Raw genomic sequence first — 12,917 nt, 5'->3', positions numbered from 1 at the left:
CCATGAACCAAAGTATTTCTAATCACTTATTCGCTCGCAGTCTAGCGGTATTGATGGCGTTAGTATTGTCAGTATCAGTCCAGGCGTCTACTGAGCATCAGCATGAAGAACAACATTCAGAATCCAATCATGGCCATAACGAGTTACATCAAGATGAACATGATCATCAAGAAGGACATAAAGACAGCCATGGCCACAAAGATGAACATGGTCACAAAGATGAACATGGTCACGAGGATGAGCATGGCCATGATGAGCATGAAGAAGGGCAAGTGCACATAAGTGCTGAGCAAATGGCCATTTCTGGGATTATGACTGATTCAGCTCAGGCGGGGAAAATCAAAAAAGTACTTACTTTATATGGCCGCACTGTATTACCAGAGCAAAATGTGAGTCATGTCAGTGCACGATTTGCGGGCTTAATCACCAAGTTAACTGTCGAGGTGGGCGATAAAGTACAAGCAGGGCAAAAGATTGCTGAAATTGAGTCTAATGCGAGTTTGAAACGCTATGGGATTACTGCGCCAATTAGTGGTGTCGTAGTAAGTCGTCACGGCAATGTCGGCGAAATGGTAAGTGATAAAGCATTAGTGAGCATTGTCGATAGCAGCCAACTATGGGGAGAGTTCCAAGTCTTTCATGGTCAAAAAAACCGAGTTGCTGTTGGGCAAAAACTCAGTGTGAACTTTGAGCAATTACGGACGGCTTCAACCATTCAATATTTGTTAAATCCAATGGGTAACAAGGCGTATTTACGTGTGCGTGTGCCACTCGATAACACTGAAGGGCACTGGACTGTTGGTGCCTTATTATCGGGTGAAGTGACCCTGAGTAAGCACAACGTCGCGTTAGCCATTGATAATCGCGCCATACAAATTATGGAAGGTCAGCAGGTTGTTTTTGTCAGAAATGAAGAAGGCTTTGAAAAACGCATCGTAACATTAGGTAAAAAAGACAGTCAGAAGACAGAGCTGTTATCTGGTCTAGCAGAAGGTGAAAAGTATGCGGTCGAAAAAAGCTTTTTATTAAAAGCCGATCTTGAAAAGTCTAGTGCTGGCCACGTTCACTAAAAGGAGATGCAAATGATTGAATCTGTTTTGCGTCTTGCTATTAGCCGACGCTGGATGATGATGTTTTTAGCGCTGCTGCTAGTTGCAGTGGGGCTTTGGAGTTATCAAAAATTGCCGATTGATGCGGTGCCTGATATTACCAATGTGCAGGTGCAAATCAGTACCCGAGCAGAAGGTTATTCACCGCAAGAAACCGAGCAAAGAATCACTTACCCGATTGAAAATGCCTTAATGGGCATACCGAATCTTGCCTATACCCGCTCACTGTCGAGATATGGTTTATCACAAGTGACAGTGGTATTTGATGAGGGCACGGATCTATATTTTGCCCGTAACCTTATTAGTGAACGATTAAATGCAATTAAAGGAAAATTGCCTAGTGAAATCGAGCCAGAAATGGGGCCAATTTCTACCGGCCTTGGCGAGATTTTCATGTATACCATTGAAGCCTTACCTGACGCACAGCAAGCCAATGGCCGTGAATATGATGCGACTGCGCTACGAGAGATCCAAGATTGGATCATCAAACCGCAATTAGCCCAAGTTTCTGGTGTGACAGAAATTAATACCATCGGTGGTTTTGACAAGGAATATCATATTACACCGCACCCAATGAAGATGCTGTCTTATGGCATCGCTTTTGCTGATATTAAATTAGCCATTGAAACCAATAACAGTAACCGTGGTGCAGGTTTTATTGAGCGAGAAGGGCAGCAGCTGACTGTACGTTCAGCGGCGCAACTTGCTTCGATTAATGATATTGAACAAGTTGTTGTTAAGCATATTGATAATGCGCCAGTGTTTATTAGTGATGTTGCCGATGTTGGTATCGGTAAAGCGCTGAGAACGGGCGCTGCAACACGTGATGGTAAAGAAACAGTACTAGGTAGTGCCATGATGCTGGTGGGGGAAAACTCCCGTCAAGTGTCTTTGGCGGTGGCAAGTAAGCTTGAGGATATCAAGGCGTCATTACCTGAAGGGATTAAAGTAGAAGCGGTCTATGACCGCACGACCTTAGTTGATAAAGCAGTCCATACGGTGCAAAAAAACCTCGTTGAAGGCGCATTGCTGGTCATTGTGGTGCTATTCATCCTACTTGGTAACGCTAGGGCTGCATTAATCACTGCTGCAGTTATTCCATTGGCAATGCTGGCAACGATGACTGGCATGGTACAAGCAGGTGTTTCGGCAAACTTAATGAGTTTAGGGGCGTTAGATTTTGGCCTTATTGTCGATGGTGCAGTGATTATTGTAGAAAATGCCACACGCCGTTTAGGTCAAGCTCAGGCGCAAAATGGCGGGCAGGTTTTAGCACGTAAACAAAGGTTGCAACTGGTATACGAAGCCACTAACGAAGTGATTCGTCCAAGCTTATTTGGTGTATTGATTATCACTGTGGTGTATATCCCGCTATTTAGTTTAACGGGCGTGGAAGGAAAAATGTTCCATCCTATGGCTGCTACGGTTGTTATGGCGTTATTGGCGGCATTGGTTTTATCGTTAACCCTAGTGCCAGCGGCTGTCGCGTTATTCATGACGGGTAAAATCAACGAAAAAGAAAGCCGAGTAATGGCATTAAGTAAATCGGTTTATAAGCCACTCCTTTTGCTTGCGATGAAATTACGTTGGTTGGTATTAAGTGCAGCACTAACTCTTGTGGCCTTCTCTATTTGGCTGGCGACGACGTTAGGCTCAGAGTTTATTCCACAGCTTAATGAAGAGGATATATTGCTGCAGGCTATTCGTATTCCAGGTACTGGTTTAGAGCAATCTGTGGAGATGCAATTACTATTGGAAGATCGTATTAAGCACTTTCCAGAAGTCTTAAACGTGTTCTCTAAAATAGGAACGCCTGAGGTGGCGAATGATCCTATGCCGCCAAATATTGCCGACACTTTCATCATGCTAAAACCTCGTAATGAATGGCCTGATCCTAAAATGAGCCATGAAATGTTAGCGGCTGATATTGTGGAGTCTGTTTCGGGGCAACCAGGTAATAATTTTGAGCTAACTCAACCCATTGAGATGCGATTTAATGAGCTCATCTCAGGTGTGCGTGCAGATTTAGGTATTAAAGTCGTTGGCGATGATTTACAGCAATTATTAACTTCAGCTAATGACATTCATGAAGTGTTAGAGAAGATAGACGGTGTGACGGATTTACAAGTCGAGCAAGTGACAGGCTTGCCAATGTTGTCGATTCAACCTGACCGAATGGCGCTTGCTCAATATGGTTTATCAGTACAAGCATTGCAAAATTTTGTGGCGACAGCGATTGGCGGAGATGAGATCGGATTGATTTTTGAAGGCGATCGCCGTTTCAAAATAGTGACTCGATTGCCTGAAAATATCCGTAAAGATGTCGAGCACTTACACAATTTACCAATAGTGATGCCTTCTGGTGAGTTTGTTCCTTTATCGGAAGTCGCAAGTTTATCTATTGCGCCATCGCCAAATCAGATCAGTCGCGAAAATGGTAAACGCCGTATTGTGGTTACTGCAAATGTTCGTGGGCGCGATCTGGGATCTTTTGTCGCTGAAGCCAAGAGAGACATTGCCGAACAAGTGGATATTCCAGCAGGTTATTGGCTTGAATATGGTGGAACGTTTGAACAGCTTGAATCAGCCAGTCAACGATTATCAATTGTGGTGCCTTTGACCTTAGCTATTATCTTAGGTTTATTAGTTATGGCGTTTAGCTCTGTAAAAGATGCGTTGATTATTTTTACCGGTATTCCGCTGGCATTAACTGGTGGGGTCATTTCATTGTGGATAAGAGACATGCCATTGTCTGTTTCTGCAGGTGTAGGCTTTATTGCTTTATCGGGTGTGGCTGTACTTAATGGATTGGTATTACTGAGCTTTATCCGTCAACTTCACCAAGAAAAAGGCGAACTATTAAATGCAATTGTTGATGGTGCTTTGATAAGACTAAGGCCTGTGTTAATGACAGCATTGGTTGCCGGACTGGGCTTTGTGCCGATGGCGCTGAATATTGGTACCGGTGCGGAAGTGCAACGTCCGCTTGCGACAGTGGTTATTGGCGGTATTATTTCATCGACTATTCTCACCTTGTTTGTTTTACCTGCTTTGTATCAATGGATACATGGTAGAGCTAAAGCGTGAAGTGATTAAGTGTATTTACACATGACAAAGCCCAGCGATTGCTGGGCTTTACGATAAGTCTTTATATTAACGGTTTAGCTTTGCCCGCATTGCAAGCTGCTTTAATTCAATGCATTGACAGTTAATCAGTAGGATGTTGTATCACCATCTTATATTTTTCAATGAGATGTTGCCGTTTACTGGCAAGCATATTGATTTTACTTGCATCGCCACCAGTGGTTGCTAATAGTCGTATATCCATCACTTTAAACCACAACCAAGGAATATAAGCCAGACCATACATACCAAAGTAGCCGCTTGGCAGTGTTGGTAAGTCATCGAAATGTCGCAATGATTGGTAACTGCGTGTTGCATTGGTATGGTGATCAGAATGACGTTGTAAATGAAACAGTGCCCAATTGGAGAAAATATGATTACTGTTCCAACTATGATGAGGCTGCGGAGGCTCATAACGACCATTGGGTAGCGTACGTCTTAATAGGCCATAATGCTCAATATAATTTGCCGAGGTTAACTGCCACATAGACCAAAAAGCGCAAATGAGCAGATAGGGAATGACTGATACACCTAACCAGATCACCAAACCAATAAATAGCGAAAATGTTAATAGCATGGCCTGCCAAAACTCATTGTGTAAACTCAAGGAGGATTTTCCTGCCTTGTTGAGCCGTAACTTTTCGATTTGGTGAGCACGCATGATGGCTCCAGGGAGCTCTCGCAGTGCAAATCGATAGATGCTTTCTCCCATTTGAGCTGAGGCGGGATCTTCTGGTGTGGCCACATGTTTATGATGACCACGATTATGCTCAATAAAAAAATGACCGTAAGCTGCAGGAGCCAACACAATCTTGGCCAACCATTTGTCTATGTTTTTTCGTTTATGTCCGAGTTCATGGCCAATATTTAACCCATGCCCACCAATGCTGCCAGCCAACAAGGCAACGGCTAAGTATCCGGAATAACTAAGGGAATAATTGGCAACAAACCAAGCACAATAGATGAATGTTGCCAGTACGACAAACACATTTAACCGTGTAATTCGAGCGTAAAATGGGTCGGATTCGAGTTCAGGAATAACTGATTCAGGTGGATTGCTGGTGTCTTCTCCCATGACATAATCAATTAAGGGAAACAACATATAGACCACTGCAAAAAACAACCATAGAAAAATTTCTTGCTGATAGGTTTGATATAGCAAAGGCCCTGCGACAGCAATAGTGGGGATCAATAATGACAGCCACCAAAAGTGACGTTTTTTGTCTACGTATGTTGTGCCGTCTGTGGCAATAAATACCCCAGCTTTTTCCATGCTGACTCTCCAGAACCATTATTACAATAAGCATGGCCTATCGCTTAAATAAGCTGTTTAACTGTTAACCATACTGTTTATTAGTTAAGCACACATTGCTTTGAAGATAAACCGTGAGGTTTTGGCTGTGGTGACAGGCATATTTTGCGGTTATAGCGCGTTAGTCAAAGCTGTTATAACGCCTTGAGCAATCAAATTACGCTGGAGTTGCTGAATGGCATTAGTATAAAAGCAAAAAAATGGCTCTGCTGGGGGAGCGAGAGCCAAGGACCTGATGAAACTTTTTACTTAACCAATCGGGTTAAGGTTTAGATTGCGAGTGCTTTTGGAAACAGTAATTCATTTTCAGTATGAATATGTACCTGTAAATCAGCATCAAATTCAGCCAAGGTTTGGTAGCATTTTTGCCAAGTGCTACATGCTCTTTCAGGAACTTGGTAGTTATTGGTGAGTTCGCGTAACTGTTGTAAAACACTGCCTGCATGATCATGTTCATGCTCCATGGCATTAATTGGATTACCAATATGGCCAAAGCAACCATTCACTTCTTCGCCAGCAGCGAGTCTTCTCATCGCAGGGAATAAAATCTGTTCTTCTTTCATTAAATGCGGCATCAAATCAGCAATCAGCGCACCAATTAGCATGGCTAATGGTTTAATCTCTGCATAATCTTCGCCATGGGCTTGCACCATTTTTTGCGAGTATTCAACTAGCAGCGGCGCTGTTTCACGCACGTATTGGTGATGCGTTGCTTCTAAATGGTCAATTAAAGCAGGAATAGGCAAAGCTTGTAATTGCTCAAAGCGAGTAGAAGGCATGGTTGCTCCAAAAGATGCAATAAGTTAATACCTGTATTTTAAATGCATCTTTTGGTTGGGCAATCATATTGATGAGTAATTGTTAGTTGGATCACATAATTTTAAGGCGAGTATCTCTTACTGAGTACACTTTTGCCCATTTATTAGTGGACTCACTAACACCTGTTTACTGACTTGTTGCTGTTCAAGCATGCCACCGATGCGAAGCAACTGATCATGGTGACAAATTAAGCCACGATGATCCATGCTGGGTACATCAAGCGTTACAGGCGTTAACCATTGCATAGATTTAAAATCAAATGTGTATTGAACATTATGAGGGGCGCTCGGGTCGCCGTTATAGCCGATGCCGCTGTAATTGTATGGGTTGTTACTGCCAGCCATAAAGATTGCTTGCCCTTCAGATGAATCACTGACTCCTGTGGCAGCCATACGGTAATGTGCAGTGGCTGTTGGTGCTTTATTAAGCTTGGCAGCCTGTTCACTGATCGAATAATGCGGCAATAATTGCCAGCTTATTCTTAAATGATTTTTGGGATTCACTTTACCAAACAAGCACACTGGCGATGACTGATAGTTGCGGCGTTTATCGATATTTGCCTGCACTTTTACACCATCACACAATACGATTTTATTGCCACTCATGGCGACAGCTTGACCAAATACGGCAGGAGCAGGGATAGGGCTTGCTTGCTCCCACGTATCTGTTTTAGTGTCGTAAACTTGAACCAAATTAACATTGCCGTCGTTATGCCAGCCACCAAATAAGTAGATATAACGCTGTTGATAAACGCTGGCAGCAGTGTCATCAACAGCTACTGGCATGTCAGCAATTCGCTGGTAGTGATTGGTTAATATATCGAACTGATAATTATCGACAGTGCTGATCTCTTCATGGTTTTTAGCAACTGTGTAGCCACCAAATACATAAGCTTTTTCATCAATACCGACAGCAATTGATGCGAGGCGACCTGCTAACGGCGCAACAAATGGCACAGGTTTTAATGCTTGCCATTGGGAGTCTGAAGTCGAAAGATTAACGCCCCACACTTTATTATGAACCGCTTGGTAGTCTTTTTCTGCTGCTAACCCAGTAAAGCTAATAAGGTAATCCCCTTTAGTGGTGGAGACCTTAGCTACGGCATTATTAGACACGCCTTCAGGCAATTGTGGGTAACTCGCATAGGCTAATGGCGCAGCGCACATGGCTGAAATTGTCGTCATTGCTATCGCACCGAGTTGAGTTAATCGGCTCATTATCAATCCTTTTGATTTTTTATTGTGGATATTTAATCATATTTGCTGACTCATGGGGTAACCAAACTGCAGTAAATGTAGCGTTAATGACATGATTTATTATGTTTATCTTGAGCGATTTAAATGCTGCGATAGTGACGTTTTTACGGTAAGTTAGTTTTTACTAATATCAGTGCCGATGTAAATATAACTAGTGTTTACGGCCAATATAAAAATCATATAAAACACCGCAGAACACAGGCAAATTGTTATTTTGAATCATAAAAAAAACTCTCGAGGTGTCGTAAGTAAAGTGACCTCGGCTCAATTTATCCATCGCTGGTTAATGTTAATATTGGCTATCCCAATTGTGATTTGGGGTTTTACGGGCAGCTATTTCGTGTTGATGGATATTGGTTTTATCCGAAGCGATCATATTGCCGTGGAAAAATCAGATAAAATTAACCCACTATCAGTGTCTTACCCTATTTCCAAGCTCTATCAAGACTTCCCTGACGCTAAAAGCATCAGCGTGAAATCATTGCTTCAACAAGCTGTTTATCACGTGACGCTAACTGAAAAAACCGTACTGGTTAGTGCCCAATCGGGTACGCAACTCGATGCAATAACCCATGAGCAGGCAACAAAGATAGCTCAGTCTTTTCAGCATAATAATGCTATTTCACCTTCAGCCAGCATTGCTGCGGCTAAGTTATTAGTAGAGCAAGCTCCAGCTGAGTTAGCTTCAAGGCATTTGCCTGTTTGGCAGGTTGTGTTTGATGATATGGCTAAAACGACATTGTATATATCAGCACAGACAGGCGATGTGGTGACAAAACGTCATGAATATTGGCGTTGGTTTGACCTGTTTTGGAAATGGCACATTATGGATTATGAGGAAGGGGAAGCGATTGATAATGCATTATTGTTTTACAGTGCAATAGGCTCATTTATCGCCGTTTTTGCAGGGTGTGTTTTACTTTGGCAACGCCGAAAGAGGTATTGCTAATGAAAGGGAAAGCGCTCAAACGTTGGTTACGAGTCGGTCATTATTGGTTAGGGGTGATCGTCGGTGTGCAGTTGCTCATTTGGTTGGGTACAGGTATTTATTTCAACATCACGCCCCATGAATCGCTTAAAGGTAAGTTGTACTTTAAAACGGCACCACAATTAGAAAAGCAGTCATTTAGCGTTAACGAACTCTTGCCGTTAGCCTCAATATTGGCAAGAGTAAAATCTGTAGAGCAGGTAAGTCTGATTACTTTGAATCAGCGAGCCGTATATGTGTTAGATGAACAAGTGCAGCGTTATCCACATGACTGCCAACAGCAAACTCTCATCGATGCGTTGAGCGGCGAAAAAATGATGATGGACGCGCATCTTGCTGAGCAGTTAGCCAAGCATACCTACACAGGTCGCGGTAAGGTTATACAAACGCAAAAAATGACTGCGCCTTTTGATGAATGGCCCAAAGAATGTAATCCATTATGGCAAGTCAGTATTGATGACGATGTGAGTACACGAATTTATGTTAACGCGATTAATGGCCGAGTTGTTGGTCATAAAAATGATCAGACTGAACTCGCTGACTTAATGTTTAAACTGCACTTTATGGACTACTTGCACCAAGGCAGTTTTAATAATCCTTTTAGTTGGCTATTTGGGTTAATGATGCTGACTTTATCGCTTACAGGTTTGTATTGGGTGATTGAAAATATGGTGATGAAGCGGTATCGATTTAAGATTACTTAATTCGTCGAGCAGTAGGTAAAACATGGAAAACAAAAAAGGCTAATCATCTCTGATTAGCCTTTTTAAATGCAGCAAACTTAAGAATCGCTTCTTAGTTCATGCCGTATTTTTTTAATTTCTTACGTAAAGTACCACGGTTGATACCTAACATGTTCGCAGCACGTGTTTGGTTACCACGAGTGTGTTGCATGATGATGTCTAGTAATGGTGCTTCAACTTCGCTTAAAACCATTTCATATACTTCAGACGCTTCTTGACCGTCTAACTGAGAGAAGAAGTTTGTTACTGCACGCTTTACTGCGTCACGTAATAGTTGTGGCTTGATTGTACCGTTAGCGGTTTCAATCTTACCTACGGTTAGCTGGTGAACTTCTGTGTTAGTAGTTGTCTGATCAAACATTCTATTCTGCTCTTTATATTAAAAATTTACTAATTCATCAAAGTAACATTCCACAAGGGAATATTGCTGTTCAGCGGTTTCAAGCCTATTGAAGTCAGCACGGAATTGTCGCTGTTCTTCTTGGTTTAGGTACCATCCCATATGCTTTCTCGCAAATCGGACACCTTTGTATTCGCCGTACAATTCGTACAATTTGTTCAGGTGTTCGAGCATGATTTCTCGCTGCTCGCTCGCCTCAACTGGCGGTAATTTTTTACCTGTTTCCAAGTAGTGGTGAATTTCTCTAAAAATCCACGGTCTGCCTTGGGCTCCTCGTCCTACCATCAAAGCATCGGCGCCTGTGTAATCTAAGACAAACTTAGCTTTTTCAGGACTGTCGATATCTCCGTTAGCAACAACAGGGATTGAGACATTTTGTTTTATTGCTTTAATCGTGTCGTACTCGGCAAAGCCTTTATACATGCATTGTCTCGTTCTACCGTGAACGGCGAGCGATGCAATACCACAATCTTCAGCAATGTGGGCAATTTCAACACCATTACGATGTTCAGGTTGCCAACCTGTGCGGATCTTAAGTGTTACAGGGACATCAACTGCACTAACAACAGCCTGTAAAATCTCTTTCACTAGCTGGGGATCTTGCATTAATGCCGAGCCTGCAAGCTTCTTATTCACTTTTTTTGCCGGACAGCCCATATTGATATCAATGATATGCGCACCTTGTTCAACGTTGAACTGGGCGGCATTTGCCATTAAATCAGGATCTGCACCTGCAATTTGTACTGAGCGAATACCTTCTTCACCAGAATGCATCATGCGCTGGCGGCTTTTATCTGTATCCCAAACATCAGGATTCGATGAAAGCATTTCTGATACTGCTAGGCCTGCGCCATAGCGTAAACAGAGGTTTCTAAAAGCGCGATCGGTGACACCTGCCATTGGTGCCACGATCAGCTGATTGCTCAGTTGATAAGGGCCAATTTGCATTGAGTTAATCACCTTGCTCGTCAAAGGGGCGCTATATTAGCCCTTTTTTGCGCTGCTGAAAAGGTCAATAAATGAACTAAATGTAACTTTTTTTCTTGACTTTTAGTTGGGGAGTCGTAATAGCCCCTTTTGGCAGAGATCTAGCTGCCATAAGGGGTGTACTGCCTTTACCGTTATTTACGTGTACCTGTCAAGCGGCTCCAGTCTTCTTTGTGAGCCGCTTCATCCATGATGAACCATTGACTGTAAAATTGTGATATTTCTTCTGCTTGCTCTTGTAGGAGGCCAGATAGGGCTAATTTACCGCCTGTTTTAACCTTTTCTGCAATTAAAGGCGCTAATTCACGTAAAGGACCCGCAAGAATGTTAGCAACCAAGATATCCGCTTGCAGATTGTCAGGTTGGTTCTCTGGTAAATATAGCGCTAATTTATCTGCAACGCCGTTACGTTCTGCATTGGCAGTTGATGCATCAATCGCTTGATAATCAATATCGACACCAGTAACTGTTTTAGCGCCAAGTTTTAGTGCTGCAATGGCTAAAATACCTGAGCCACAACCAAAATCGATCACTTCTTTATCAGATAAATCTAAGCTATCTAACCACTCTAAACATAATGCTGTAGTTGGGTGGGTACCTGTTCCGAAGGCAAGACCTGGATCAAGAATAACGTTAACAGCATCAGGCTCAGGAATATCACGCCAGCTTGGGCAGATCCATAAGCGGTTACCAAATTTAATCGGGTGAAAGCTGTCCATCCATTCACGAACCCAATCTTTATCTTCAATCTGTTCGATTTTATGTGTAAACCCTTTGCCTAGATAAGGCAGGGTTTCTAAAAAGCTCACTGTCGGAGCTAAGTCGGTGCCAGCATCAAACAGGGCAATTACGATAGTGTCTTGCCAAAGTGGTGTTTCACCTAATTTGGGTTCGAATATCGGTGTGTCTTTACCATCTTCATAGGTAATTGATACAGAACCTTGCTCCATTAAGAGGTCGCCAAGCGCGTCGGCATGGTCGCTGTGAGTACTAATGCGAAGTTGAATCCAAGGCATGGAGTTTTCCTATGAGAATAATTTAATGGCCTATTGTACCTGCTTGGCGGGTAAAACAGCAGCATTTGATAGTGAAATATTGCTCAATTGCATTGAAAGGGCCATTTTCACACCTTTTGCTACTGGTTAATCTTTAAGCTATTAATATCCATGATGAAATCATCATATTCATCCGTTTGTTTGAATGTCACGATAAATTTATGAAACATAAGGTAAATTTTGAGTTCTTAAATTTGAACAATCTGTGACTGTGATCAACTTCTAAAAGACGGTGAATGCAGGGTGAGCTTGATCACGATTTAATTTTCTAGCACAAGGAGAAATAGTGATAACTGATAAGCTGAAATCACCAGCAATATGTCATTAACAGGCATGAGAACTATGACAGCTTCATCACAAACACAAAATCAAAAAATACATGACGTATCGTCAAAAGGGTACTTGAACCCCATTTGGGCTGCCAGAGCGGATAAATTACAAAGTGCCACTGGATTACTATTGGGCTTCTTTATCATTATGCATTTGCATTTTGAGTCGAGCATCCTAATCAGTAAAGAGGCGTTTTATCATGTCGGTCACTTTTTAGAGGGGGGAATATTCAGTGAAACTGGACATGGCTTCCCAGTACTAACCAAATTTATCTCTGCCTTCATGTTAATTGTGGTGATTATTCATGCTGCATTTGCCTTGCGCCGTTTTCCTGCTCAGATTCAGCAATGGCGAGCGCTGCGTAGTCAAATGACCATCATGCCTCACCAAGATACAAAAATTTGGTTCTGGCAGCTGATCACAGGCTTTTTATTATTCTTCCTCGCGCCTGTTCATCTATACGACATGATCACTAATCCTGCGATTGGTCCGCATTTATCAGCAGAGCGTGTTTACCACCAAGATGTGTGGATGCTGTATGTATTACTGCTTCCTGCCGTAGTTATTCATGCCATGTTCGGCTTATACCGTGTTGCCGTTAAGTGGGGTATTACCACTAAACGTATGGCAGCGTTAAAACTTGCCAAGTTTATGGTGATTTACTTGATGATTATTGGTATCGCAAGTTTGATGACTTACATCGTGATTGGTCAATCGTTGGAGTTACCAGTGACTCCTTTTGTGCCGAGCTAGAGGCTTAAGAGTTTTAGGTTAATGAGTCACATATGCCATTAA

Annotated in this window: 10 protein-coding genes and 1 pseudogene; 5 read left to right on the top strand and 6 right to left on the bottom strand. The window is 42.4% G+C overall.

The window, feature by feature from the left end:
* Positions 1-2: 2 nt before the first annotated feature.
* Entirely contained in the window at positions 3-1,070 is a 1,068-nt protein-coding gene (locus AN944_RS05530) for an efflux RND transporter periplasmic adaptor subunit (RefSeq protein WP_055023596.1), read from the top strand.
* 12 nt (positions 1,071-1,082) lie between these two features.
* A complete protein-coding gene (locus AN944_RS05525; protein WP_055023595.1) occupies positions 1,083-4,196 on the top strand; it encodes an efflux RND transporter permease subunit in 3,114 nt (1,037 codons plus the stop codon).
* A gap of 121 nt (positions 4,197-4,317) precedes the next feature.
* Here the strand turns inward: AN944_RS05525 and AN944_RS05520 are convergent, their stop codons facing one another.
* The 3 genes and pseudogenes from AN944_RS05520 to AN944_RS05510 form a co-directional block, all read right to left on the bottom strand.
* Complete coding sequence (locus AN944_RS05520; RefSeq protein WP_055023594.1) at positions 4,318-5,505, bottom strand: alkane 1-monooxygenase; 1,188 nt, start codon at positions 5,503-5,505, stop codon at positions 4,318-4,320.
* 308 nt (positions 5,506-5,813) lie between these two features.
* Positions 5,814-6,329: pseudogene (locus tag AN944_RS05515) on the bottom strand (hemerythrin domain-containing protein); the annotation flags it as partial.
* A 111-nt stretch (positions 6,330-6,440) separates the two neighbouring features.
* Complete coding sequence (locus tag AN944_RS05510) at positions 6,441-7,547, bottom strand: kelch repeat-containing protein (protein ID WP_055023623.1); 1,107 nt, start codon at positions 7,545-7,547, stop codon at positions 6,441-6,443.
* Positions 7,548-7,833: 286 nt separating this feature from the next.
* Between AN944_RS05510 and AN944_RS05505 the strand changes: the two genes are divergently transcribed.
* Together AN944_RS05505 and AN944_RS05500 are read left to right on the top strand one after the other, a co-directional pair.
* Entirely contained in the window at positions 7,834-8,568 is a 735-nt protein-coding gene (locus AN944_RS05505; RefSeq protein WP_235530855.1) for a peptidase, read from the top strand.
* A complete protein-coding gene (locus tag AN944_RS05500; protein ID WP_055023592.1) occupies positions 8,568-9,311 on the top strand; it encodes a PepSY domain-containing protein in 744 nt (247 codons plus the stop codon). The genes AN944_RS05505 and AN944_RS05500 overlap by 1 nt, the downstream gene beginning before the upstream one ends.
* 91 nt (positions 9,312-9,402) lie before the next feature.
* On the opposite strand, the gene fis is transcribed toward AN944_RS05500, so the two are convergent.
* From fis to prmA, 3 genes are all read right to left on the bottom strand, one after another.
* Positions 9,403-9,711, bottom strand: a complete 309-nt coding sequence (fis, locus tag AN944_RS05495; protein WP_055023591.1) for a DNA-binding transcriptional regulator Fis — start codon at positions 9,709-9,711, stop codon at positions 9,403-9,405.
* A gap of 18 nt (positions 9,712-9,729) precedes the next feature.
* Positions 9,730-10,698 (bottom strand): tRNA dihydrouridine synthase DusB, encoded by a 969-nt coding sequence (gene dusB, locus AN944_RS05490; RefSeq protein ID WP_055023590.1) that lies wholly within the window; start codon positions 10,696-10,698, stop codon positions 9,730-9,732.
* A 173-nt stretch (positions 10,699-10,871) separates the two neighbouring features.
* On the bottom strand, positions 10,872-11,753 hold the full coding sequence (gene prmA / locus AN944_RS05485; RefSeq protein ID WP_055023589.1) for a 50S ribosomal protein L11 methyltransferase: 882 nt from the start codon (positions 11,751-11,753) through the stop codon (positions 10,872-10,874).
* Between the two features lie 381 nt (positions 11,754-12,134).
* Here prmA and AN944_RS05480 point away from each other — a divergent pair, with 381 nt between their 5' ends.
* Positions 12,135-12,875 (top strand): fumarate reductase cytochrome b subunit, encoded by a 741-nt coding sequence (locus tag AN944_RS05480; RefSeq protein WP_055023588.1) that lies wholly within the window; start codon positions 12,135-12,137, stop codon positions 12,873-12,875.
* The last annotated feature ends 42 nt before the right edge of the window (positions 12,876-12,917 follow it).

It is taken from the genome of Shewanella sp. P1-14-1, from assembly GCF_001401775.1.
GTDB classification, from domain to species: Bacteria; Pseudomonadota; Gammaproteobacteria; order Enterobacterales; family Shewanellaceae; genus Shewanella; species Shewanella japonica.
The sequence above is the reverse complement of the archived record's forward strand: the minus strand, read 5'-3'. Positions and strand labels throughout refer to the sequence as shown.

Bases quoted from the DNA above. Each gene is read 5' to 3' on its own strand.
- prmA (WP_055023589.1), bottom strand. From the start codon at position 11,753: ATGCCTTGGATTCAACTTCGCATTAGTACTCACAGCGACCATGCCGAC.
- AN944_RS05530 (WP_055023596.1), top strand. From the start codon at position 3: ATGAACCAAAGTATTTCTAATCACTTATTCGCTCGCAGTCTAGCGGTA.
- AN944_RS05525 (WP_055023595.1), top strand. From the start codon at position 1,083: ATGATTGAATCTGTTTTGCGTCTTGCTATTAGCCGACGCTGGATGATG.
- dusB (WP_055023590.1), bottom strand. From the start codon at position 10,698: ATGCAAATTGGCCCTTATCAACTGAGCAATCAGCTGATCGTGGCACCA.
- AN944_RS05480 (WP_055023588.1), top strand. From the start codon at position 12,135: ATGACAGCTTCATCACAAACACAAAATCAAAAAATACATGACGTATCG.
- AN944_RS05510 (WP_055023623.1), bottom strand. From the start codon at position 7,547: ATGACGACAATTTCAGCCATGTGCGCTGCGCCATTAGCCTATGCGAGT.
- fis (WP_055023591.1), bottom strand. From the start codon at position 9,711: ATGTTTGATCAGACAACTACTAACACAGAAGTTCACCAGCTAACCGTA.
- AN944_RS05520 (WP_055023594.1), bottom strand. From the start codon at position 5,505: ATGGAAAAAGCTGGGGTATTTATTGCCACAGACGGCACAACATACGTA.
- AN944_RS05500 (WP_055023592.1), top strand. From the start codon at position 8,568: ATGAAAGGGAAAGCGCTCAAACGTTGGTTACGAGTCGGTCATTATTGG.